A 21,089-nucleotide genomic window follows, 5' to 3' on the forward strand; every position below is an offset into this window, starting at 1 on the left:
CCCGGCCAGAAGTGATTCCAGCAGCCTAATGGGTTGGCCAGTATTTGTCAGTGATGTGAGACGTGGATCATGGGTTTTCGCTGTCTGCTGGTTATCGGCGGTTTGTGCTTTGCCTTGATGGCGAATGCTGCGCCTGCGCCTGCCATACCGCAGGCGCCGCTTGATGCGCAGCAGCGTGAGTGGCTGGCCCAGCATCCGGAGCTGCGCGTGGGCCTGGTATTGCAGGCGCCGTACGCGCAATACGATCGGCGCCTGCAGCGCTTGTCCGGGGCCAATGTCGAGCTGATGCAGTGGTTGGCCAAGGCGCTGAACATCGAGCTGACCTGGCGCAACTTCCCCAGCCAGGAGCAATTGGACGCTGCTGTGCGCGACGGCGAGGTGGATATCGCCCCCGGCCTGCAGCAAACACCGGCCGGCTTGCGCCTGTGGTTATTCAGCGACCCTTATATGCGCGTGCCCCAGCCTATCGTCGGCATCCGCGAAGGCGGCGGCGCGGTAGAGCTGGAAAAACTCGACGAGCTTTCTCGCGTTGCCGTACGCATGCCCAGCACGGTGGCCGATTACCTGCGCAGCAACTATCCCAACCTCAACCTGCAAGGCGTGCCCATGGAGCGCCAGGCCCTGCAATTGCTGGTGAGCCAGCAGGCGCGTTATGCCGTGGTGGATGAGGCGCAATTGAGCCGCTTGTCCGGTGAGGCCGAGTTTGCCGGGCTGACGGTGGTCGGCGACATCGGCTTGCCGCAATTGCTGCGCGTGGCCACCCGCCGCGAATGGCCGGAGCTGGCGGGCATCATGCAAAGCGCGTTGCGCGCGATACCGGCCCGCGACCTCGACCAATTGCACAGCCGCTGGCTGCAACCTAAATACCCGCAACTGACACAATCGCCGGGCCTGTGGCAAAACCTCAGCCTGCTGTTGGCGATGTTTTTGCTCGCCAGCCTCGCGATGGTGTTCTGGCAGCGCCGTCACCAGCGCGTGCTCGAACATCACCTGCTGGCTGCCCGTGAAGAAAGTGCCGCACGCGCTGCCGGCGCCGAGGCCTTGCGCCTGACGCAGTTCTCCATCGATCAAAGCACCGTCGGCATCCTGTGGGTCAATTGGGACAGCCATGTGCGTTACGCCAACCGCGCCGCCGAAACCATGCTGGGCTATGGGCCGGGCGCGCTGATCGAGCGACCGCTGATCGATTTCGACCCGACCCTGAACATGGACCGCTGGCTCAATGTGTGGAAGCGCGCGCGTGCCAGCGAGGAAGGCCCGCAAACCTTCGCGACCGATTGCGTGCGCGCCGACGGCAGCATCCTGCCGGCCGACGTGTCGTTGAGTTTCCTGCGCTTTGCCGATGCCGAATACCTGGTGGTCTACCTGAATGACGTCACCGAGCGCCGCCGTTATGTGGCCGCCTTGCAGCAAAGCGAAACACAACTGCGCGAGCTGTCGGCCCACTTGGAAACCGTGCGCGAAGAAGAAAAGGCGCGTATCGCCCGTGAGGTGCACGACGAACTCGGGCAGATGCTCACGGTACTCAAGCTGGAAACCTCGATGTGCGAGCTGGCCTATGCCCAACTGGACCCAGGCCTGAACGAGCGCTTGAACAGCATGAAGCGCCTGATCGCGCAGTTGTTCCAGCTCGTACGCGATGTGGCGACCGCGCTGCGCCCGCCGATTCTTGACGCCGGCATCGCTTCGGCCATCGAATGGCAAGCCCGGCGCTTCGAGGCCCGCACCCACATCCCCTGCCTGGTACAAGTCCCGGAAAACCTGCCGGCCCTGAGCGATGCCAAGGCCATCGGCCTGTTCCGCATCCTGCAGGAGGCGCTGACCAATGTGATGCGCCATGCCCAGGCGCATACTGTCGAGCTGACCTTGAGCGTGGAGGGCGCCGACCTGCGGCTGACCATCAGCGATGACGGCGTCGGGTTCGTCGAAACCCAGGGCCGGCCGGTCTCCTTTGGCGTCGTCGGCATGCGCGAGCGCGTGCTGATGATGGGCGGGCAACTGAGCCTGCACAGCGAACCGGGGGAGGGCACCACCTTGAGTGTCACGGTGCCGTTGGATGCATAACCACAAGAGGAAGCCCCTGTGATTCGCGTATTGGTAGCCGAAGACCACACCATCGTCCGTGAAGGCATCAAGCAATTGATCGGCCTGGCCAAAGACCTGCTGGTGGTCGGCGAGGCCAGCAATGGCGAGCAATTGCTGGAGACCTTGCGCCATGTCGCGTGCGAGGTGGTGTTGCTGGATATCTCGATGCCCGGCGTGAATGGCCTGGAAGCGATTGCGCGCATCCGCGCGCTGCACAATCCGCCGGCGATTCTGGTGCTGTCGATGCACGATGAAGCGCAGATGGCCGCCCGCGCCTTGAAAGTCGGCGCGGCGGGGTACGCCACCAAGGACAGTGATCCGGCGCTGCTGCTGACGGCGATTCGCAAAGTCGCGGCGGGCGGGCGTTACATCGACCCGGACCTGGCCGACCGCATGGTCTTTGAGGTCGGCCTCACCGACGCGCGGCCGCTGCATTCGCTGCTGTCGGAGCGTGAGTTCTCGGTGTTCGAGCGCCTGGCCCAGGGCGCTAACGTCAATGACATCGCCCAGCAGTTGGCGCTGAGCAGCAAGACCATCAGCACCCACAAGGCGCGGTTGATGCAAAAGCTCAACATCACCTCATTGGCTGAGTTGGTGAAGTACGCCATGGAACACAAACTGTTGTGACCCATGATGATTTCCACGCGCAGCGTGAGAATGATCGGTGGCAGGCGGCATGCCCAATAACGACACCGCGAAAATACCGCCGCGCCCATTCTTGCCGCTTGTAGCCAGCCCCTTGTAGCGGCCCTGTCCCATCCCCGCCATCGGTGTAGGGCAATCCCTACCCCGAACCTTCCATCCTGCTGATGCAAATCTCTCCTGGCCCCCGATTTCCGGGGCCTCGCGCCTGGACTACGCTTGTGCCACAGCCGTCCAAAACAAAAGGTGTGGGTATGAGCGAGGTGGATTCAAATGATGTGCTGGTCAGCTTTCGTGGCGTGCAGAAGAGCTACGACGGCGAGAACCTGATCGTCAAAGACCTCAACCTGGAGATTCGCAAGGGCGAGTTCCTCACCCTGCTCGGGCCGTCTGGTTCAGGCAAGACCACCAGCCTGATGATGCTCGCCGGTTTCGAGACCCCGACTGCAGGGGAAATCCTGCTGGCCGGGCGCTCCATCAACAACGTGCCGCCGCACAAACGCGACATCGGCATGGTGTTCCAGAACTACGCGCTGTTCCCGCACATGACCGTCGCCGAGAACCTGGCCTTCCCGCTGTCGGTGCGCGGCTTGAGCAAGACCGACGTCAGCGAGCGGGTCAAACGGGTGCTGAGCATGGTCCAGCTCGATGCCTTCGCCCAGCGTTACCCGGCGCAACTCTCCGGCGGCCAGCAACAGCGCGTGGCCTTGGCGCGAGCGCTGGTGTTCGAACCTCAACTGGTGCTGATGGACGAACCCCTCGGCGCCCTCGACAAGCAACTGCGCGAACACATGCAGATGGAGATCAAGCACCTGCACCAGCGCCTGGGCGTCACCGTGGTGTACGTGACCCACGACCAGGGCGAAGCGCTGACCATGTCCGACCGCGTGGCGGTGTTCCACCAGGGCGAGATCCAGCAGATTGCCGCGCCGCGCACCTTGTACGAAGAACCGAAAAACACCTTTGTGGCCAACTTCATTGGCGAGAACAATCGCCTCAATGGCCGCCTGCACAGCCACACAGGCGAGCGTTGCGTGGTGGAGCTGGCGCGCGGTGAAAAGGTCGAGGCGCTGGCGGTGAATGTCGGCCAGCTCGGCGGGCCGGTGACGTTGTCGGTACGCCCGGAGCGCGTCAGCCTCAATGGCTCCAGCGAATCCTGCGTGAACCGCTTCTCGGGGCGAGTGGCGGAATTTATCTACCTGGGCGACCACGTGCGTGTGCGCCTGGAAGTCTGCGGCAAGACCGATTTTTTTGTGAAACAACCGATTGCCGAGCTGGACCCAGCCCTGGCGGTCGGCGACGTGGTACCGATTGGCTGGCAAGTCGAGCACGTTCGCGCGCTCGATCCACTTCTAGAGGCGAATTAATCGCCCCATGGCTTCACCAACCCTGCACGTGGAGAGAACAACAATGTTGAGATCCCTTAAATATTCCGCCCTGGTCATCGGCTTGATGGGCGCGACACAGGCCATGGCAGGCCCGGACCTGACGGTCGTGTCCTTTGGCGGCGCGAACAAGGCGGCCCAGGTCAAAGCCTTCTACGCACCGTGGGAAAGCGCGGGCAACGGCAAGATCGTCGCCGGTGAGTACAACGGTGAAATGGCCAAGGTCAAAGCCATGGTCGACACCAAGAGCGTGTCCTGGGACCTGGTGGAAGTGGAATCGCCGGAACTGTCCCGTGGCTGCGACGAAGACATGTTCGAGCCCCTCGACCCCAAGCTGTTCGGCAATAGCGCGGACTACGTGAAGGGCGCGATCCAGCCGTGCGGTGTGGGCTTCTTTGTGTGGTCCACCGTGCTGGCCTACAACGCCGACAAGCTGACCACTGCACCGACCAGCTGGGCGGATTTCTGGGATACCAAGAAATTCCCGGGCAAGCGCGGCCTGCGCAAGGGCGCCAAGTACACCCTGGAATTCGCCTTGATGGCTGATGGCGTGGCGCCGAAGGACGTGTACAAAGTGCTGGCCGGCAAAGATGGCCAGGACCGCGCGTTCAAAAAGCTCGACGAGCTCAAGCCGTCGATCCAGTGGTGGGAGGCCGGCGCACAACCGCCGCAGTACCTCGCCTCGGGTGACGTGGTGATGAGCTCGGCCTACAACGGCCGCATTGCTGCCGTGCAAAAAGAAAGCAACCTGAAAGTGGTGTGGAACGGCGGCATCTACGACTTCGATGCCTGGGCCATTCCCAAGGGTCTGGCCAAGGACCGCGCCGAAGCGGCGAAGAAGTTCATCGCCTTCTCGGTACAGCCGCAGCAGCAGAAGACCTACTCGGAAAACATCGCCTACGGCCCGGCCAACACCCAGGCCGTGCCGTTGCTGGCCAAGGATGTGCTCAAAGACATGCCGACCACGCCGGAAAACATCGCCAACCAGGTGCAGATCGATGTGAGCTTCTGGGCGGATAACGGCGAGCAGTTGGAGCAGCGCTTCAATTCGTGGGCGGCCAAGTAACCAGCAACACCGCTAAATCCTGTGGGAACCGGTAAGTGTGGGAGCGGGCTTGCTCGCGAATGCAGTGTGACAGTCAACACTTGAGGCGACTGATCCACCGCATTCGCGAGCAAGCCCGCTCCCACATAAGCCCGTTCCCATGTGAGATTCGCTGTGTTGGGCAGAGTGCTTTCATTTCAAATTCCGGAGTTTGCCATGGTTATCGCCATTCCCAGCCCCACCCTCAAGCAGCGCCTGGCGCGAGCCGAGCGGCTCAACCGCTGGAAGGCCCAGGCCTTGATTGCGCCACTGGTGCTGTTTTTGCTGCTGGTGTTTCTGGTGCCGATTGTTGCGCTGCTCTACAAGAGCGTCGGCAACCCGGAAGTGGTAGGCGGTTTGCCGCGTACCGTGGTGGCGGTCAAGACCTGGGACGGTCGTGGTCTGCCGGGAGAGCCGGTCTACCAGGCGCTCAGCGAAGACCTGGGCGAAGCGCGCAAAAACCAGACCTTGGGCGACCTGTCCAAACGCTTGAACATGGAACTGGCCGGCTACCGTAGCCTGCTGACCAAAACCGCGCGGGCGCTGCCGTTTACCGAAGCGCCTGGCTCTTATAAAGAAGCGCTGGAAAGCCTCGACGAACGCTGGGGCGATCCGGCGTACTGGCAGGCGATCCGGCGCAACACCAGCAGCCTTACGCCGTACTACCTGCTGGCGGCGGTCGATCACCGCATCGACGACCTCGGCGAAGTGGCCCCGGCCACGCCTGATCAGGCGATCTACCTGGACATCTTTGCCCGCACGTTCTGGATGGGCCTGGTGATCACCTTTGTCTGCCTGCTGCTGGCGTATCCATTGGCCTACCTGCTGGCCAACCTGCCGGCCCGTAAAAGCAACCTGCTGATGATCCTGGTGCTGCTGCCGTTCTGGACCTCGATTCTGGTGCGGGTGGCGGCGTGGATCGTGTTGCTGCAGTCCGGCGGGCTGATCAACAGCGCACTCATGGGCATGGGCCTGATCGATCAGCCTTTGGAGTTGGTGTTCAACCGCACCGGGGTGTACATCTCGATGGTGCACATCCTGTTGCCGTTCATGATTCTGCCGATCTACAGCGTGATGAAAGGCATCTCGCCCACCTACATGCGCGCGGCGATTTCTCTGGGTTGCCACCCGTTCGCCAGCTTCTGGCGCGTGTACTTCCCGCAGACCTACGCCGGGGTGGGCGCCGGTTGCCTGCTGGTGTTCATCCTGGCGATTGGTTACTACATCACCCCGGCGCTGCTCGGCAGCCCGAACGACCAGATGGTCAGCTACTTCGTCGCGTTCTACACCAACACCAGCATCAACTGGGGCATGGCCACGGCCTTGGGCGGTTTGTTGCTGCTGGCGACTGTGGTGCTGTACCTGATCTATAACCGGTTGGTGGGCGCCAGTCGCCTGCGCCTGAGCTGAGGAGACCTTGCGATGCTGAGCCCTTATATGTCACCGGTGGAGCGGGTGTGGTTCTACAGCTTGCGGATCCTGTGCGGCTTGATCCTGCTGTTTCTGATTTTGCCGGTGTTGGTGATTATCCCGCTGTCGTTCAACAGCGGCAGTTTCCTGGTGTACCCGCTGCAAGGCTTCTCGCTGCACTGGTATCAGGATTTCTTCGCCTCGGCCGAATGGATGCGCGCGCTGAAGAACAGCATCATCGTCGCCCCGGCCGCCACGGTGCTGGCCATGGTCTTCGGCACGCTGGCGGCGATTGGCCTGACGCGCGGCAATTTCCCCGGCAAGGCGCTGGTGATGGCCCTGGTGATTTCGCCGATGGTGGTGCCGGTGGTGATCATCGGTGTGGCCAGTTACTTGTTCTTTGCGCCGTTGGGGCTGGGCAACAGCTTCTTCTCGTTGATTGTGGTGCACGCGGTGCTGGGCGTGCCGTTTGTGATCATCACCGTGTCGGCGACGTTGCAGGGCTTTAACCATAACCTGGTGCGGGCGGCGGCCAGCCTGGGCGCTTCGCCGCTGACCGCGTTCCGCCGGGTCACCTTGCCGCTGATCGCGCCGGGGGTGATTTCCGGGGCGCTGTTTGCCTTTTCCACCTCGTTTGACGAGGTCGTAGTGACGCTGTTTCTTGCCGGCCCTGAGCAAGCGACCTTGCCGCGGCAGATGTTCAGCGGCATCCGCGAAAACCTCAGCCCGACGATTGCTGCAGCGGCCACGCTGTTGATTGCCTTCTCGGTGCTGCTGTTGCTGACGCTTGAATGGCTGCGCGGCCGTAGCGAAAAACTGCGTACCGCCCAGGTCTAAAACCCAGAGGAGATCAAAATGTGGGAGCGGGCTTGCTCGCGAATGCGGTAGGTCAGTCAGTGTATGTGTTACTGATAGACCGCATTCGCGAGCAAGCCCGCTCCCACATTGGTTATGTGTTGAGTCGGGAATAACCATTCAGACCCTGAATGCTAGGCAACCCAAAATACCCAGCTACTCTTGTGCCAGCCCATCATTAATAAGAGGCCGCGCACATGAGTACTTCCTCATTCAAGATCGCCCACAAACTGCTGACCGGCGCTGGCGCCATCGAACAGCTGGCCTTTGAGCTCACGCGCCTGGATGTGGATAACCCGCTGATTGTCACCGACGCCGCGCTGGTCAAGTCCGGCACCGTGGCGCTGGCGCTCGAACACGTGGGCGAGCGTACCTATGAAATTTTCGACCGCGTGCTGCCCGACCCGGAAATCGCCATCGTCGAAGACTGCATGCGCGTGTACCGCGAAGGCGGGCATGACGGCTTGATCGGCGTGGGCGGTGGCAGTGCCATCGACATTGCCAAGAGCGTCGCGGCCTATGCCGGTTATCACGGCGCGCTGGCGGATTTGTTCGGCGTCGACCAGGTGCCGCGCAAAGGCCCGCCGCTGATTGCCATCCCGACCACGGCCGGCACCGGCTCGGAGGTGACCAATGTGGCGATCCTATCCGACAAGGCGGCACAGTTGAAAAAGGGCATCGTCAGCGATTACTTGCTGCCGGATGTCGCGCTGATCAGCCCGCAAATGACCCTCACGTGCCCGCGCAGTGTCACCGCCGCCAGTGGCGTGGACGCGTTGGTGCATGCCATCGAATCCTACCTGTCGCTGAATGCCTCGCCGATCACCGACGCCCTGGCGATTGGCGCGATCAAGCTGATCGCCAACGCGCTGCCCAAAGCCTACGCCAACCCGGCCAATCTGCAGGCCCGCGACGACATGGCCACCGCCAGCCTGATGGCCGGCATGGCCTTCGGCAATGCCGGGGTCGGCGCCGTGCACGCCCTGGCGTACCCGCTGGGCGGGCGTTTCAATATCGCCCACGGCGTGAGCAACGCGCTGTTGCTGCCCTATGTGATGCACTGGAACAAATTGGCGTGTGTGGAGCGCATGCAGGACATTGCCCAGGCCATGGGCGTGAATGTCAGCAGCTTGAGTGTCAACGATGCCGCCGACCAGGCTGTCGAGGCGATGACGCGACTGTGCGCTGCAGTGGAGATCCCGGCAGGCCTGCGCAGCTTCGGGGTTCCCGAGGACGCGATCCCTGCCATGGCCACGGAAGCAGCGGGCATTGAACGCTTGATGCGCAACAACCCGCGCAAGCTCAGCGCGGCGGATATCGAGAAAATCTACCGGGCGGCTTACTAACCGTTGAGTTAGGTCACGGTGCGCGCAGCAAAGCATGAGGTATACAATGCGCGCCATCGTGATTTAGCTCAAAAAAGGTGCGTCATGCAGCCCTTCGTTATCGCTCCATCGATTCTCTCCGCCGATTTCGCCCGCCTGGGTGAAGAAGTGGACAAGGTGTTGGCCGCCGGCGCCGACTTCGTGCACTTCGATGTCATGGACAATCACTACGTGCCCAACCTGACCATCGGCCCGATGGTCTGCGCGGCGCTGCGCAAGTACGGCATCACCGCGCCAATCGATGCGCACCTGATGGTCAGCCCGGTGGACCGCATTGTCGGTGACTTCATCGAGGCCGGCGCGACTTACATCACCTTTCACCCGGAAGCCACGCTGCATGTCGATCGCACCCTGCAACTGATCCGCGAAGGCGGCTGCAAGGCAGGCCTGGTGTTCAACCCGGCCACTCCGCTGAGCGTGCTCGAGTACGTGATGGACAAGGTCGACATGGTCTTGCTGATGAGCGTCAACCCAGGCTTTGGCGGGCAGAAATTCATCCCCGGCACCCTGAACAAATTGCGTGAAGCCCGCGCGCTGATCGATGCGTCGGGCCGTGACATCCGCCTGGAAATCGACGGTGGGGTCAACGTCAACAATATCCGTGAAATCGCTGCCGCCGGCGCCGACACCTTTGTGGCCGGTTCGGCGATCTTCAATGCGCCGGACTACCAGGCCGTCATCGACACGATGCGTGCCGAACTGGCGCTGGCGCGTCCATGAGCGGCTTTGAGCAGCTGTTCCCCGGCAAGCTGCCACGGCTGGTGATGTTCGATCTGGACGGTACCTTGATCGACTCGGTGCCGGACCTGGCAGCGGCGGTGGACCAGATGCTGCTCAAGCTGGGGCGCAAGCCTGCAGGGATCGAGTCGGTACGCATGTGGGTCGGCAACGGCGCGCAGATGCTGGTGCGCCGGGCCTTGGCCAACAACATCGATGCCGAAGGTGTCGATGATGTGGAGGCTGAGCACGCCCTGGAGTTGTTCAACGCGGCCTATGAAAACGGCCACGAGCTGAGTGTGGTTTACCCCGGCGTACGCGACACGCTCAAGTGGCTGCACAAACAGGGCGTGGAAATGGCCCTGATCACCAACAAGCCGGAGCGTTTTGTCGCGCCGTTGTTGGATCACATGAAGATCGGCCGTTACTTCCGCTGGATCATCGGTGGCGATACGTTGCCGCAGAAAAAACCCGACCCGGCGGCGCTGTTCTTCGTGATGAAAATGGCCAATATCCCGGCCTCCCAGTCGTTGTTTGTCGGTGACTCGCGCAGTGATGTGCTGGCCGCCAAAGCTGCGGGCGTGCAGTGCGTGGCGCTCAGTTACGGCTATAACCACGGCCGACCGATTGCCGAAGAAGCGCCGGCGCTGGTGATTGATGACCTGCGTCTGTTAATCCCCGGTTGCTTGGGAGCGGGCGCTGAGATAACGTTGCCCGACATCGAATCAACCCCTTCTGGAAACCCCATCGTGGTGGTCACTCGCAAACTCTGGATGAAAGTCATCAAGGCCCTGGCCCGCTGGCGTTGGCGCGCCTGACTGATCCTGGCCGCGCTGCGGCACGTTTGCACACCTGACCGTTTGACCCTCAAGCCACGAGGCACCTCATGATCCGCGAAGAATTCCTGCGTTTGGCCGCTGCCGGCTATAACCGTATCCCGTTGGCCTGCGAAACCCTGGCCGACTTCGATACGCCGCTGTCGATCTACCTGAAACTGGCCGACGAGCCCAACTCCTACCTGCTGGAATCGGTACAAGGCGGGGAGAAGTGGGGCCGTTACTCGATCATCGGCCTGCCGTGTCGCACGGTGCTGCGGGTGCACGACCATCATGTGAGCATCACGCTCGATGGCGTCGAGATCGAAAGCCACGACGTTGAAGACCCGCTGGCCTTCGTCGAGGCCTTCAAGGCGCGCTACAACGTGCCGACCATCGCCGGCCTGCCGCGCTTCAACGGTGGCCTGGTGGGTTACTTCGGCTACGACTGCGTGCGCTACGTGGAAAAACGCCTGGGCAAATGCCCGAACCCGGACCCGCTAGGCGTACCGGACATTCTGCTGATGGTCTCCGACGCGGTGGTGGTGTTCGACAACCTCGCCGGCAAAATGCACGCAATTGTGCTGGCGGATCCTTCCCAGGCCGATGCCTTCGAGCAAGGCCAGGCCAGCCTTGAAGCCTTGCTGGAAAAACTGCGCCAGCCGATCACCCCGCGCCGTGGCCTGGACCTCAGCCGTCCACCGGCTGCCGACCCGGTGTTCCGCTCCAGCTTTACTCAGGATGATTACGAGCGCGCGGTGGATACCATCAAGGAATACATCCTCGCCGGTGACTGCATGCAGGTAGTGCCGTCGCAACGCATGTCCATCGACTTCAAGGCCGCACCGATTGACCTGTACCGCGCGCTGCGTTGCTTCAACCCGACGCCGTACATGTACTTCTTCAACTTCGGCGACTTCCACGTGGTGGGCAGTTCGCCGGAAGTGCTGGTGCGCGTCGAAGACAACCTGATCACCGTGCGCCCAATCGCCGGCACTCGCCCACGCGGCGCGACCGAAGAGGCCGACCTGGCGCTGGAAGAAGACCTGCTGAGCGACGACAAGGAAATCGCCGAGCACTTGATGCTCATCGACCTGGGCCGCAATGACACCGGCCGCGTCTCGGAAATCGGCTCGGTAAAGCTCACCGAGAAGATGGTCATCGAGCGCTATTCCAACGTGATGCACATTGTCTCCAACGTTACCGGCGAGCTGAAGGAAGGCCTGACCGCCATGGACGCGCTGCGCGCGATTCTGCCGGCGGGCACCTTGTCGGGCGCGCCGAAGATTCGCGCGATGGAGATCATCGACGAACTCGAACCGGTCAAGCGTGGTGTGTACGGCGGCGCCGTGGGGTATTTCGCCTGGAACGGCAACATGGACACCGCGATTGCGATTCGTACGGCGGTGATCAAGGACGGTGAGCTGCATGTGCAGGCGGGTGGCGGGATTGTGGCCGACTCGGTGCCGGCGCTGGAATGGGAAGAAACCCTGAACAAGCGCCGTGCGATGTTCCGGGCGGTGGCGTTGGCTGAGCAAACCCCGCAAAACTAAAGCCAGATGTAGATCCAACTGTGGGAGCGGGCTTGCTCGCGAAGGCAGAGTGTCAGTCACTGGATGTGTCGCTGATACACCGCCTTCGCGAGCAAGCCCGCTCCCACATTGGTTTTTCGCTGATCTTACAAGCAGTTTAGAAATCCAGACTCACCCCCACACTCACCCCTTGCTGGGTCAAATTGTCATCCTTGCTCACGTTATACGCCGCCCGTAACGCCAGCTCCTGGGTCAGCTTGTGGCTGACGCCCACACTCAAGCGATCCGAATTGCTGCGTGGCGTGTAGCCGTCCAGCTTGAAATCGATCCCTGGCACGCTGTTGAGCGACATCTTCACTCTCTGTGTGTCGTTTTCGAACTCATGCTCGTGGGCCACTTCGCCAAACACCTGGGTTTGCGGCGTGACGCGATAGCTGCCCTGCAAGCCGACGCCCAGGCGCTTGGAGTCGCGTTGTTGATCGTCAAAGGTCAGTGCGGTGGAGCGGCTGTCCTTTTCCGAATAGCCATCGACCTCGACCCGCGCATAGTCGGCGCTGACGAACGGTGACAGGTGCCAGTCGCTGCCGGCGCCGGCAATGTCGTAACCCACGCGGCCGCTGAGGGCCCAGAGCCAGCCGTCGGTGTCGCCTTTTTCGGAGCCTTCGCTGACGCCCAGGGCGAACTTGCGCTTGAGGCTGTCGAAGTCCAGTTTGCCGCCGGTCAACGCCGCGTCCGCCCACCAATGGTTTTGCTGGTATTGGGCGAAAGCGGTGCCCATGTAGCTGTTGAGCTTGTAGTCCGAATCGCTGGCGCCGGCTTCAAGCGTCTGCCGATACAGGCCGGCTGCCACGCCTACGCGCCAGTTTTCGTCGAGCCGGTAGCTGCCCCCGACATTCAGGTTGTAGCCACTGCCGTCGCCTTTGGCCGAGCTGTTTTGATCATCGAAGTTCAGGCGCTGGCCGCCACCGGCCACGATGGCACGCCATTGGCCGACGGCTTGCCACTTGCCGTTGTCCGCCTGCCATTGGTTGCGCAGTTCGTCCTGATGGGCGCGCAACGTGCCTTGGGCCATCTCCGGCAGCAAGGTCAGCTCCCACGGCGCCGCAAGCAGTGAATAGGCGTAGTCGGCGATCAAGCGTTGCCCGGCGATGGTGGGGTGGACCGAGTCGTTGTAGATCAGCTTGGTCGGGTCCGGACTGGTGCCGCCAATGCCGTAGGTCGGGTTGGCGGTGCAGCTGTTACCGCTGAAACAGGTACCGGTGAGGTTTTGTCCGGTCGCCAGGCCAAAGCGGGCCGGGTTGGCGAAGGCTTCATTGAGCAGCAGCGGAATATTCAACGGGATGATCTGCGCATCGATCTGAGACAGGCGCTGCACCAGTGACTGGTTGAAGAGGTTGCTCAGGGCCGAACTCGACGCCTGCAGCGGCGTGCCGTTGATGGCTGGAGTCAGGCCCAGGTCGGGCAGCATCCACACCATGATGTACCGCGCGCCGGCCTGTTGCAGCACTTGGGCACTGTCGGCCAGGCGCCCGCCGGCGGCAACAGCCTGGCCTGGGCTGAGGACGCGGCCTTGCAGGAAGTCATTGCCGCCACCGGACAGGAAATACAGCGCGTTGGGGTCGGCTCGCCCGCCGTTTGCCGGCAGATAACCCTGGCGACTGCGCAACACCGTACCGCCACCGGGGTTGCCAGGCGGAATCGCCGCGTTGGAGACCGAGGTAATGGAATCCAGGATGTTGTCGGTACGGTAGCCGCCGACTGCCCAGTTGTTGCCGTCGGGCAAGCCTTGCGCCGCGCGAACCGGCGAGGTGGAGGCATTCAGGTCGTTTGGCGCAACACCCAGCCGGGAACCGAGCAAAGTCGACGAAACCAGGCCGTAATCGCCCTGGAAGGTCGGCCCGGTGCGGTTGGTAAAGCGTAGCGTGGCGCCATTGGAACCATCGGGGAACTGACCGGCATCGGCCAGGCTGTCGCCGAAAACGACCATGGTTGAATACGGTGAGGAGGCTGCGAACGCCTGCGCGCAGGCCAGTGATAAGAGGCAGCCGGCAAGCGGTGCGAAAAACGGAGGTCTGAACATGCAAAATTCCATTTAGTTGTTTTTGTATCGGAAGCGAAACACTAGCAATGTAGTGAGGGTTCTCTGTGAAGAAAACAGTTTTTTCCTATAAAGATTTCGTCGTGTTTACCCCGTATTCGCGGCTCCATATTGCACCGCTGGCGAGGCTACGTTACTGTGCCTGAACGTATGAATGAGACCCTCCCCGTGTTGATCATCAGCAAACTCTTGATGCGAGTAGTCAAGGCACACGCCCGTTGGCGTTGGCGCGCCTGACATTTTTCTCTGCCGGCTTGGCCGGACCTGTACCGATTTGCCTTCTTCACCCGTTGTTTTGACGCCCCTTGCCGGCTAACCCTGGCAACCGGAACGTGCGTCTGGCAGCGGGTCACTCTCGGAAGGCGGTCATTCGAAATCAGTGAATTCAAGAGGTTTGAACCCACATGTTGCTGATGATTGATAACTACGACTCCTTTACCTACAACGTTGTGCAGTACCTGGGCGAGCTCGGTGCCGAGGTCAAGGTCGTGCGCAATGACGAACTGACGGTCGCCGAAATCGCCGCCCTGAACCCGGAGCGCATCGTGGTTTCGCCAGGCCCTTGCACGCCGACCGAAGCCGGTGTGTCCCTGGAAGCGATCAAATATTTCGCTGGCAAGTTGCCGATCCTGGGCGTGTGCCTGGGCCACCAGTCCATTGGCCAGGCCTTTGGCGGTGATGTGATTCGCGCGCGCCAGGTGATGCATGGCAAAACCAGCCCGGTGTTCCATAGAGACCTGGGCGTCTTCCACGGCCTGAACCTGCCGGTAACGGTCACCCGCTACCACTCGCTGGTAGTCAAGCGTGAGACCCTGCCCGAGTGCCTGGAGCTGACCGCCTGGACCCAGCTGGAAGACGGTTCGGTCGATGAGATCATGGGCCTGCGCCACAAGACACTGAATATCGAAGGGGTGCAATTTCACCCCGAGTCGATCCTGACCGAGCAGGGCTACGAGCTGTTCGCTAACTTTCTCAAGCAGAGCGGCGGCACGCGCTAAGGACTTTCCATGGATATCAAGACTGCCCTGAGCCGTATCGTCGGCCATCTGGACCTGAGCACCGCTGAAATGAGCGATGTGATGCGCGAGATCATGACCGGCCAATGCACCGACGCGCAGATCGGCGCGTTCATGATGGCGATGCGCATGAAGAGCGAAAGCATCGACGAAATCGTCGGCGCTGTGTCGGTGATGCGTGAGCTGGCCGACAAGGTCGAACTCAAGACCCTCGACGGCGTGGTCGATGTGGTCGGCACTGGCGGTGACGGTGCGAATATCTTCAACGTGTCGACGGCTTCCTCCTTTGTGGTCGCGGCGGCCGGTTGCACCGTGGCCAAGCACGGTAACCGCGCGGTGTCTGGCAAGAGCGGCAGTGCCGACTTGCTGGAAGCGGCCGGGATCTACCTGAACCTGACGCCGGTACAAGTGGCGCGCTGCATCGACAGCGTCGGCATTGGCTTCATGTTTGCTCAATCCCACCATGGTGCGATGAAACACGCCGCCGGCCCGCGCAAGGACCTTGGCCTGCGCACCCTGTTCAACATGCTCGGCCCGCTTACGAATCCGGCCGGTGTGAAACATCAGGTGGTGGGTGTGTTCAGTCAGGCGCTGTGCCGCCCCTTGGCCGAGGTGTTGCAACGCCTGGGCAGCAAGCACGTGCTGGTGGTGCATTCCAAAGACGGTTTGGACGAGTTCAGCCTGGCAGCCCCGACCTTTGTGGCGGAACTGAAGAACGACCAAGTCACCGAGTACTGGGTCGAGCCCGAAGACCTGGGCATGAAAAGCCAGAGCCTGCATGGCCTTTCGGTGGAAAGCCCGGCCGCCTCGCTTGAATTGATTCGGGATGCCCTGGGGCGTCGCAAAACGGAAAACGGCCAGAAAGCTGCCGAAATGATCGTGCTCAATGCCGGCGCGGCACTGTATGCCGCCGATCACGCCTACAGTCTCAAAGAGGGCGTGGCCCTCGCACATGATGCATTGCACACCGGGCTCGCTCGCGAGAAGCTCGAAGAACTGGGTGCCTTTACTGCGGTGTTCAAGATGGAGAATGAAGGATGAGTGTTCCGACCGTTCTGGAAAAAATCCTGGCCCGCAAGGCTGAAGAAGTCGCCGAGCGTCGCGCCCGCGTCAGCCTGGCCGAGTTGGAAGCTCAAGCGAAGATCGCCGACGCGCCGCGTGGTTTTGCCAATGCCCTGATAAAGCAGGCCAAGGACAAGCAGCCCGCGGTCATCGCCGAGATCAAAAAAGCCTCACCCAGCAAGGGCGTGATTCGCGAGCTCTTTATTCCTGAAGAGATTGCCAAGAGCTACGAGAAGGGCGGCGCAACCTGCCTGTCGGTCCTGACCGACATCGACTACTTCCAGGGCTGCGACCTGTTCCTGCAACAGGCCCGCGCGGCGTGCAAGTTGCCGGTGATCCGCAAAGACTTCATGGTCGACCCATACCAAATCGTCGAAGCCCGTGCCTTGGGCGCCGACTGCGTACTGCTGATCGTCTCTGCACTGGATGACGTGAAGATGGCCGAGTTGGCAGCCGTGGCCAAAAGTGTTGGCCTGGATGTGCTGGTGGAAGTCCACGATGGCGATGAGCTGGAGCGTGCACTGAAAACCCTCGATACACCGTTGGTGGGGGTCAATAACCGCAACCTGCACACTTTTGAAGTCAGCCTGGAAAACACGCTTGACCTGTTGCCGCGAATTCCGCGCGACCGTCTGGTGATCACCGAGAGTGGCATCGTCAACCGCGCCGATGTGGAACTGATGGAAATCAGCGGTGTGTACTCGTTCCTGGTGGGCGAAACCTTTATGCGCGCCGAGAACCCGGGGGCGGAACTGCAGCGTTTGTTCTTCCCTGAGCGTGGCGTGGCGGTCAGCGGCTCCACATTAGACTGATTTGGATTGCGGTCAACAATGTGGGAGCGGGCTTGTGTGGGAGCTGGCTTGCCTGCGATAACATCACCAGGGTGTAACTGATACACCGAGGTGCCTGTATCGCAGGCAAGCCAGCTCCCACATTAGTTTTGTGTCTATTCAGAGAAGTAGGTGTTTGATGATTCAACCCCTATCGATGACCGTAGAAGCAGGCCTCGCTGCCGAACAAGACCTGTTGGCGGCCGTTTGCGCTGGCGAGCGAGCGTTCGGGCTGCTGTTCTGGCAGCCCAGCGACCAAGCATTGGTAATGCCGCGTCGCTTGAGCCGCTTGCCCGCGTTTGAAGTCGCGAGCCGCGTATCAGCCGATGCCGGTTGGCCGGTGCTGCTGCGTGAAACCGGCGGCGAGCCGGTGCCGCAGTCTGGCGCTACCGTCAATATCGCCCTGGTGTACGCGCCGCCACGCAGCGAAGGCGATCAAGGGCGCATCGAAACCGGTTACCAGCGTTTGTGCCAGCCGATCTGCGACTTATTGATTGAGTTGGGCGGTGACGCGTCCGTCGGTGAAATCGACGGTGCGTTTTGCGACGGTCGTTACAACGTCAATCTCAACGGTCGCAAGATGGTGGGTACCGCCCAGCGCTGGCGACAGAGCGGCGGCCGCCCGGTGGGGTTGGTGCACGGTGCCCTGTTGCTGGATGACGATCGCGAGGAGTTGATTGCAGCCGTCAACCGTTTCAATGAAGCCTGCGGCCTCGACCAGCGTGTACGTGCCGACAGCCATATCGCACTGCATCAAGCCTTTCCCGCGCCGGATGCGATCAGCCGGCTGGATACCTTGTACCGTCAGATGCTGGCCGGCTTCCTGGCGGGTTAACGCGTACCGAACACCACCATGGTCTTGCCTTTGACGTGCACCAGGTTGCGCTCTTCCAGGTCCTTGAGTACGCGACCGACCATTTCCCGTGAGCAGCCGACAATGCGCCCGATTTCCTGACGCGTGACTTTGATCTGCATGCCGTCCGGATGGGTCATGGCATCCGGTTGCTTGCACAGCTCCAGCAGGCAACGGGCCACGCGGCCGGTGACGTCAAAGAACGCCAGGTCACCGACTTTGCGCGTGGTGTCGCGCAGGCGCTGGGCAATCTGGCCGCTCAGGGCGTAAAGGATGTCGGGATCATGCTGGGCCAATTCGCGGAATTTCGCGTAACTGATTTCGGCAACGTCGCATTCAATCTTGGCGCGCACCCAGGCGCTGCGTTCCTGCTCTTTGCCGGCTTGCTCGAACAGCCCCAGTTCCCCGAAGAAATCGCCGGTATTGAGGTAGGCGATGATCATCTCGCGACCGTCTTCATCCTCGATCAGGATAGTGACGGAGCCTTTGATGATGAAGAACAGCGTTTCGGAACGTTCGCCCGCGCAGATGATGTTGTGCTTGGCCGGATAACGCCGGCGCTGGCAATGCATCAGCAGCTTGTCGAGATTCTTGATCTTGGGTGTGGGAGTAAGAGCAACCATGGTTGTATCCCGAAAAGACTGCACGGTGTGGTTGGATTTATTTTTTTATCCAGCGATGTCGGCATTGATACACGCTGTACAAAGGATGGCAATGCGCCATTGAATTGGCGCCAGCTTACCAGACACATTCTGCCTCGATTAAGGAATTTACCGAGCAAACGCTGTCATTGATCGCTTTGAAGGCAGGACGCTGCGGTTCCAAGGCCCTGTGCTAAGCTGGCGACCCTTTTTTAGCAGTGGAGTCTGGGCGATGAAGGCACGCATCCAATGGGCGGGCGAAGCCATGTTCCTCGGTGAGTCGGGCAGTGGCCATGTAGTGGTCATGGATGGCCCGCCGGAAGCCGGTGGCCGTAACCTGGGCGTACGTCCGATGGAAATGCTCCTGCTGGGTGTCGGCGGTTGCAGCAATTTCGACGTGGTCAGCATCCTGAAGAAGTCCCGCCAGGCCGTGGAAAGCTGCGAAGCCTTCCTGGAAGCCGAGCGCGCCACTGAAGACCCGAAGGTGTTCACCAAGATCCACATGCATTTCGTGGTGAAGGGCCGGGCGCTGAAAGAAGCCCAGGTCAAGCGTGCCATCGAGCTGTCGGCCGAGAAGTATTGCTCGGCGTCGATCATGCTGGGCGCGGCCGGTGTGGCAATCACTCATGATTATGAAATCATCGAGTTGGGTTGATCGCCAAGCGGCAAAAGAAAAGGGCGCCTGTGTGGCGCCCTTTTTTGTGGGTCAGATTCAATGCACTTAGATGCGATAGGTGCTCTTGGTCATGACTTTGGCCAACAGGCTCATGCCAAACCGCACCGGCGCCGGGAAGCGAAAGCCGCCCGCATCCAGTGCGCTGTCTGCGTGGTGTTCTTCATCGATGCGCATCTGCTCGAGAATGGCCCGGGACTTTTCGTCTTCGGCCGGCAGCTGTTCCAGGTGTTCATCCAAATGTTTGCACACCTGATGTTCCGTCGCTGCGACAAAGCCAAGGCTGACCTTGTCACTGATCAGGCCGGCAGCAGCGCCGATACCAAACGACAAACCATAAAACAGTGGGTTCAGCACGCTCGTATGGCTGCCCAACTGACGAATGCGCTGCTCACACCAGGCCAGGTGGTCGATTTCTTCCTCGGCGGCATGTTCCATCGCCGCGCGCACTTGCGGCAGCTTGGCGGTCAGCGCCTGGCCTTGGTACAGCGCCTGGGCACAGACTTCGCCGGTATGGTTGATGCGCATCAGGCCGACGACGTGGCGGGTGTCGGTCTCGCTCATCTGCGAATCCGGCTGCACGATTGCGGGCGATGGGCGGTACGGTTGGCCGCTGAACGGCAACAGCGTGCGCATGGCCATGTCGGCTTGCAGCAACAGACGGTCAATCGGCGAGTAGTGACGTTGGGTAGTCATGCTGACCTCCGGGAAGAATCTCGGCGGCCAGTTTACCGCAAGAGAGGGCGAAGCGTTTGCGTTGAGTCAAGGGCATGAAGTCGCAGCACTGGGCCGCGACCTCTGCAGGAAGGCTGATCAGCCCGGTGGCCAGTTCATCTGGCGCTGCCCCAGCACGTGCATATGAATGTGATAAACGGTCTGCCCGCCTTCTTCATTGCAGTTCATCACCACGCGAAAGCCTTTCTCGCAGCCCTGTTCCACAGCCAGACGCTGAGCGGTAAACAGAATATGGCCGGCCAGGGCTTTATCGTCTTCGGTGAGGTCATTGAGGGTGCGGATCGGCTTTTTTGGAATGACCAGAAAATGCACGGGCGCCATCGGGGCAATATCGTGGAAAGCGAGGACCTGGTCATCTTCATAGATGATCTTCGCCGGTATTTCCCTGTTGATGATCTTGGTGAACAGAGTATCCACAGCTGTTTCTCCATTGTGAAAGTGCAGGGGAGTGTACCCAGGCCGTCAACGTGGGCAATAGGCCTTGTTGATCGCGCCGGCAATCTTGCGGGTCAGCCAGCGGGGGCTCAGGCGTGGGCTGAACGCCAGCCAACGGTTGCGCCGCCCGGGAATGATGATGGCTTTGTTTCTTTCCAAGGCTCGCACGGTATAAAGCGCGACTTCTTCCGGGCTCATCAGTTGTTGGCTGCGGTCGAGTTTGGCGGTGTCCATTTGCGCGGTACCAAAAAAGGCTGTGCGCGTGGGGCCGGGGCACAGCACCGAGACCTTGATGCCACAGCTCTTCAACTCCTCGCGCAGCCCTTCGGAGAAGTGCAGTACATACGCCTTGCTGGCGTAATAGCTGCTCATCCATGGGCCCGGCTGAAACGCGGCGACCGAAGCAACGTTAAGAATCTGCCCGCCGCCATGCAGCGCCATGGCATTGCCCAGGGCATGGCACATACGGGTCAGGGCCAGGATGTTGACTTCGATCAGGTCTTGTTCGGTCATCCAGTCCTGGGCCAGGAACGGTCCGCTGGTGCCGATGCCGGCGCAGTTGACCAGCAGGTCGATCTGCCGCTCGCCCTCTTCAAGCTCCAGCAGGAACCCGGACAGGCGCAGCGGCTCGCCCAGATCGCAGGCGCGAAACAACACCTCGACGCCAAAGCGTTGAGTCAATTCGATTGCAATGCTTTCCAACTGATCACGCTGGCGGGCCACCAGAATCAAGCTGCGGCCGCGACGGGCCAATGCTTCGGCCAAGGCCAGGCCGATGCCGCTGGAGGCACCGGTGATCAGAGCGTAACGGGTCATGCCTTTCTCCATCGCAACGC

20 protein-coding genes are annotated in these 21,089 nt (G+C 61.2%); 15 read left to right on the forward strand and 5 right to left on the reverse strand.

The genetic code is table 11. The features are described from left to right. The first annotated feature begins 69 nt into the window (after nt 1-69). The 10 genes from AACV02_RS03635 to trpE all read left to right on the forward strand — a co-directional run bounded on the left by AACV02_RS03635 (nt 70) and on the right by trpE (nt 11,931). Complete coding sequence (locus AACV02_RS03635; RefSeq protein ID WP_119737692.1) at nt 70-2,064, forward strand: PAS domain-containing sensor histidine kinase; 1,995 nt, start codon at nt 70-72, stop codon at nt 2,062-2,064. A gap of 18 nt (nt 2,065-2,082) precedes the next feature. Continuing rightward, complete coding sequence (locus tag AACV02_RS03640) at nt 2,083-2,712, forward strand: response regulator (protein WP_106575511.1); 630 nt, start codon at nt 2,083-2,085, stop codon at nt 2,710-2,712. Nucleotides 2,713-2,981: 269 nt separating this feature from the next. Beyond that, entirely contained in the window at nt 2,982-4,094 is a 1,113-nt protein-coding gene (locus AACV02_RS03645) for an ABC transporter ATP-binding protein (protein WP_106575510.1), read from the forward strand. Nucleotides 4,095-4,137: 43 nt separating this feature from the next. Further along, nucleotides 4,138-5,178, forward strand: a complete 1,041-nt coding sequence (locus AACV02_RS03650; protein WP_119737694.1) for an ABC transporter substrate-binding protein — start codon at nt 4,138-4,140, stop codon at nt 5,176-5,178. A 195-nt stretch (nt 5,179-5,373) separates the two neighbouring features. Further along, on the forward strand, nt 5,374-6,606 hold the full coding sequence (locus tag AACV02_RS03655; RefSeq protein ID WP_119737696.1) for an ABC transporter permease: 1,233 nt from the start codon (nt 5,374-5,376) through the stop codon (nt 6,604-6,606). A gap of 12 nt (nt 6,607-6,618) precedes the next feature. Beyond that, a complete protein-coding gene (locus tag AACV02_RS03660; protein ID WP_028618151.1) occupies nt 6,619-7,443 on the forward strand; it encodes an ABC transporter permease in 825 nt (274 codons plus the stop codon). A 215-nt stretch (nt 7,444-7,658) separates the two neighbouring features. Continuing rightward, entirely contained in the window at nt 7,659-8,807 is a 1,149-nt protein-coding gene (locus AACV02_RS03665) for an iron-containing alcohol dehydrogenase (protein ID WP_106575507.1), read from the forward strand. Nucleotides 8,808-8,891: 84 nt separating this feature from the next. Then, complete coding sequence (gene rpe, locus AACV02_RS03670) at nt 8,892-9,566, forward strand: ribulose-phosphate 3-epimerase (RefSeq protein ID WP_106575506.1); 675 nt, start codon at nt 8,892-8,894, stop codon at nt 9,564-9,566. Continuing rightward, nucleotides 9,563-10,381 (forward strand): phosphoglycolate phosphatase, encoded by an 819-nt coding sequence (locus tag AACV02_RS03675; RefSeq protein WP_106575505.1) that lies wholly within the window; start codon nt 9,563-9,565, stop codon nt 10,379-10,381. Before rpe ends, AACV02_RS03675 begins: the two co-directional genes overlap by 4 nt. A 68-nt stretch (nt 10,382-10,449) precedes the next feature. Continuing rightward, entirely contained in the window at nt 10,450-11,931 is a 1,482-nt protein-coding gene (trpE, locus tag AACV02_RS03680; RefSeq protein ID WP_106575504.1) for an anthranilate synthase component I, read from the forward strand. Nucleotides 11,932-12,067: 136 nt separating this feature from the next. Here the strand turns inward: trpE and estP are convergent, their stop codons facing one another. Beyond that, nucleotides 12,068-13,990, reverse strand: coding sequence for an esterase EstP (estP, locus tag AACV02_RS03685; protein ID WP_119737699.1), 1,923 nt, complete (start codon nt 13,988-13,990; stop codon nt 12,068-12,070). 422 nt (nt 13,991-14,412) lie between these two features. On the opposite strand from estP, the gene AACV02_RS03690 reads away from it, so the two are divergent. From AACV02_RS03690 to AACV02_RS03705, 4 genes are all read left to right on the forward strand, one after another. After that, entirely contained in the window at nt 14,413-15,006 is a 594-nt protein-coding gene (locus AACV02_RS03690; protein ID WP_119737701.1) for an aminodeoxychorismate/anthranilate synthase component II, read from the forward strand. A gap of 9 nt (nt 15,007-15,015) precedes the next feature. After that, nucleotides 15,016-16,065 carry an anthranilate phosphoribosyltransferase gene (gene trpD / locus AACV02_RS03695; RefSeq protein WP_106575502.1) on the forward strand — a complete coding sequence of 350 codons (1,050 nt, stop codon included), beginning with the start codon at nt 15,016-15,018 and terminating at the stop codon, nt 16,063-16,065. After that, nucleotides 16,062-16,898: an indole-3-glycerol phosphate synthase TrpC gene (trpC, locus tag AACV02_RS03700; protein WP_106575501.1), complete on the forward strand. Its 837-nt coding sequence runs from the start codon at nt 16,062-16,064 to the stop codon at nt 16,896-16,898. The genes trpD and trpC overlap by 4 nt, the downstream gene beginning before the upstream one ends. A 157-nt stretch (nt 16,899-17,055) precedes the next feature. After that, nucleotides 17,056-17,751 (forward strand): lipoate--protein ligase family protein, encoded by a 696-nt coding sequence (locus tag AACV02_RS03705; protein WP_119737704.1) that lies wholly within the window; start codon nt 17,056-17,058, stop codon nt 17,749-17,751. Here the strand turns inward: AACV02_RS03705 and crp are convergent. Next, nucleotides 17,748-18,392: a cAMP-activated global transcriptional regulator CRP gene (gene crp, locus AACV02_RS03710; protein ID WP_106575498.1), complete on the reverse strand. Its 645-nt coding sequence runs from the start codon at nt 18,390-18,392 to the stop codon at nt 17,748-17,750. The two genes, AACV02_RS03705 and crp, sit on opposite strands and share 4 nt — an antisense overlap. A gap of 250 nt (nt 18,393-18,642) precedes the next feature. Here crp and AACV02_RS03715 point away from each other — a divergent pair, with 250 nt between their 5' ends. Continuing rightward, nucleotides 18,643-19,065, forward strand: a complete 423-nt coding sequence (locus AACV02_RS03715) for an OsmC family protein (RefSeq protein WP_005792019.1) — start codon at nt 18,643-18,645, stop codon at nt 19,063-19,065. 66 nt (nt 19,066-19,131) lie between these two features. Here AACV02_RS03715 and coq7 read toward each other — a convergent pair whose 3' ends face one another. The 3 genes from coq7 to AACV02_RS03730 all read right to left on the reverse strand — a co-directional run bounded on the left by coq7 (nt 19,132) and on the right by AACV02_RS03730 (nt 21,069). After that, nucleotides 19,132-19,779, reverse strand: a complete 648-nt coding sequence (gene coq7 / locus AACV02_RS03720) for a 2-polyprenyl-3-methyl-6-methoxy-1,4-benzoquinone monooxygenase (protein WP_106575497.1) — start codon at nt 19,777-19,779, stop codon at nt 19,132-19,134. A gap of 117 nt (nt 19,780-19,896) precedes the next feature. After that, the gene (locus AACV02_RS03725) at nt 19,897-20,235 is read right to left on the reverse strand and encodes a histidine triad nucleotide-binding protein (RefSeq protein WP_106575496.1); all 339 of its coding nucleotides are present in this window, start codon (nt 20,233-20,235) and stop codon (nt 19,897-19,899) included. Nucleotides 20,236-20,280: 45 nt separating this feature from the next. Continuing rightward, nucleotides 20,281-21,069: an SDR family NAD(P)-dependent oxidoreductase gene (locus AACV02_RS03730; RefSeq protein ID WP_119737706.1), complete on the reverse strand. Its 789-nt coding sequence runs from the start codon at nt 21,067-21,069 to the stop codon at nt 20,281-20,283. Nucleotides 21,070-21,089 lie beyond the last annotated feature (20 nt).

Origin of the sequence: Pseudomonas sp. Larv2_ips, from assembly GCF_963879675.1 — a bacterium.
Lineage (GTDB): Bacteria > Pseudomonadota > Gammaproteobacteria > Pseudomonadales > Pseudomonadaceae > Aquipseudomonas.

What these genes read in the sequence shown, in the direction of transcription:
- AACV02_RS03690 (WP_119737701.1), top strand. Translation starts at nt 14,413, where the DNA reads ATGTTGCTGATGATTGATAACTACGACTCCTTTACCTACAACGTTGTG.
- coq7 (WP_106575497.1), bottom strand. Translation starts at nt 19,779, where the DNA reads ATGACTACCCAACGTCACTACTCGCCGATTGACCGTCTGTTGCTGCAA.
- estP (WP_119737699.1), bottom strand. Translation starts at nt 13,990, where the DNA reads ATGTTCAGACCTCCGTTTTTCGCACCGCTTGCCGGCTGCCTCTTATCA.
- AACV02_RS03665 (WP_106575507.1), top strand. Translation starts at nt 7,659, where the DNA reads ATGAGTACTTCCTCATTCAAGATCGCCCACAAACTGCTGACCGGCGCT.
- AACV02_RS03715 (WP_005792019.1), top strand. Translation starts at nt 18,643, where the DNA reads ATGAAGGCACGCATCCAATGGGCGGGCGAAGCCATGTTCCTCGGTGAG.
- AACV02_RS03675 (WP_106575505.1), top strand. Translation starts at nt 9,563, where the DNA reads ATGAGCGGCTTTGAGCAGCTGTTCCCCGGCAAGCTGCCACGGCTGGTG.
- trpC (WP_106575501.1), top strand. Translation starts at nt 16,062, where the DNA reads ATGAGTGTTCCGACCGTTCTGGAAAAAATCCTGGCCCGCAAGGCTGAA.
- trpD (WP_106575502.1), top strand. Translation starts at nt 15,016, where the DNA reads ATGGATATCAAGACTGCCCTGAGCCGTATCGTCGGCCATCTGGACCTG.
- trpE (WP_106575504.1), top strand. Translation starts at nt 10,450, where the DNA reads ATGATCCGCGAAGAATTCCTGCGTTTGGCCGCTGCCGGCTATAACCGT.
- crp (WP_106575498.1), bottom strand. Translation starts at nt 18,392, where the DNA reads ATGGTTGCTCTTACTCCCACACCCAAGATCAAGAATCTCGACAAGCTG.
- AACV02_RS03660 (WP_028618151.1), top strand. Translation starts at nt 6,619, where the DNA reads ATGCTGAGCCCTTATATGTCACCGGTGGAGCGGGTGTGGTTCTACAGC.
- AACV02_RS03635 (WP_119737692.1), top strand. Translation starts at nt 70, where the DNA reads ATGGGTTTTCGCTGTCTGCTGGTTATCGGCGGTTTGTGCTTTGCCTTG.
- AACV02_RS03655 (WP_119737696.1), top strand. Translation starts at nt 5,374, where the DNA reads ATGGTTATCGCCATTCCCAGCCCCACCCTCAAGCAGCGCCTGGCGCGA.
- AACV02_RS03730 (WP_119737706.1), bottom strand. Translation starts at nt 21,069, where the DNA reads ATGACCCGTTACGCTCTGATCACCGGTGCCTCCAGCGGCATCGGCCTG.
- AACV02_RS03645 (WP_106575510.1), top strand. Translation starts at nt 2,982, where the DNA reads ATGAGCGAGGTGGATTCAAATGATGTGCTGGTCAGCTTTCGTGGCGTG.
- AACV02_RS03705 (WP_119737704.1), top strand. Translation starts at nt 17,056, where the DNA reads ATGATTCAACCCCTATCGATGACCGTAGAAGCAGGCCTCGCTGCCGAA.
- rpe (WP_106575506.1), top strand. Translation starts at nt 8,892, where the DNA reads ATGCAGCCCTTCGTTATCGCTCCATCGATTCTCTCCGCCGATTTCGCC.
- AACV02_RS03650 (WP_119737694.1), top strand. Translation starts at nt 4,138, where the DNA reads ATGTTGAGATCCCTTAAATATTCCGCCCTGGTCATCGGCTTGATGGGC.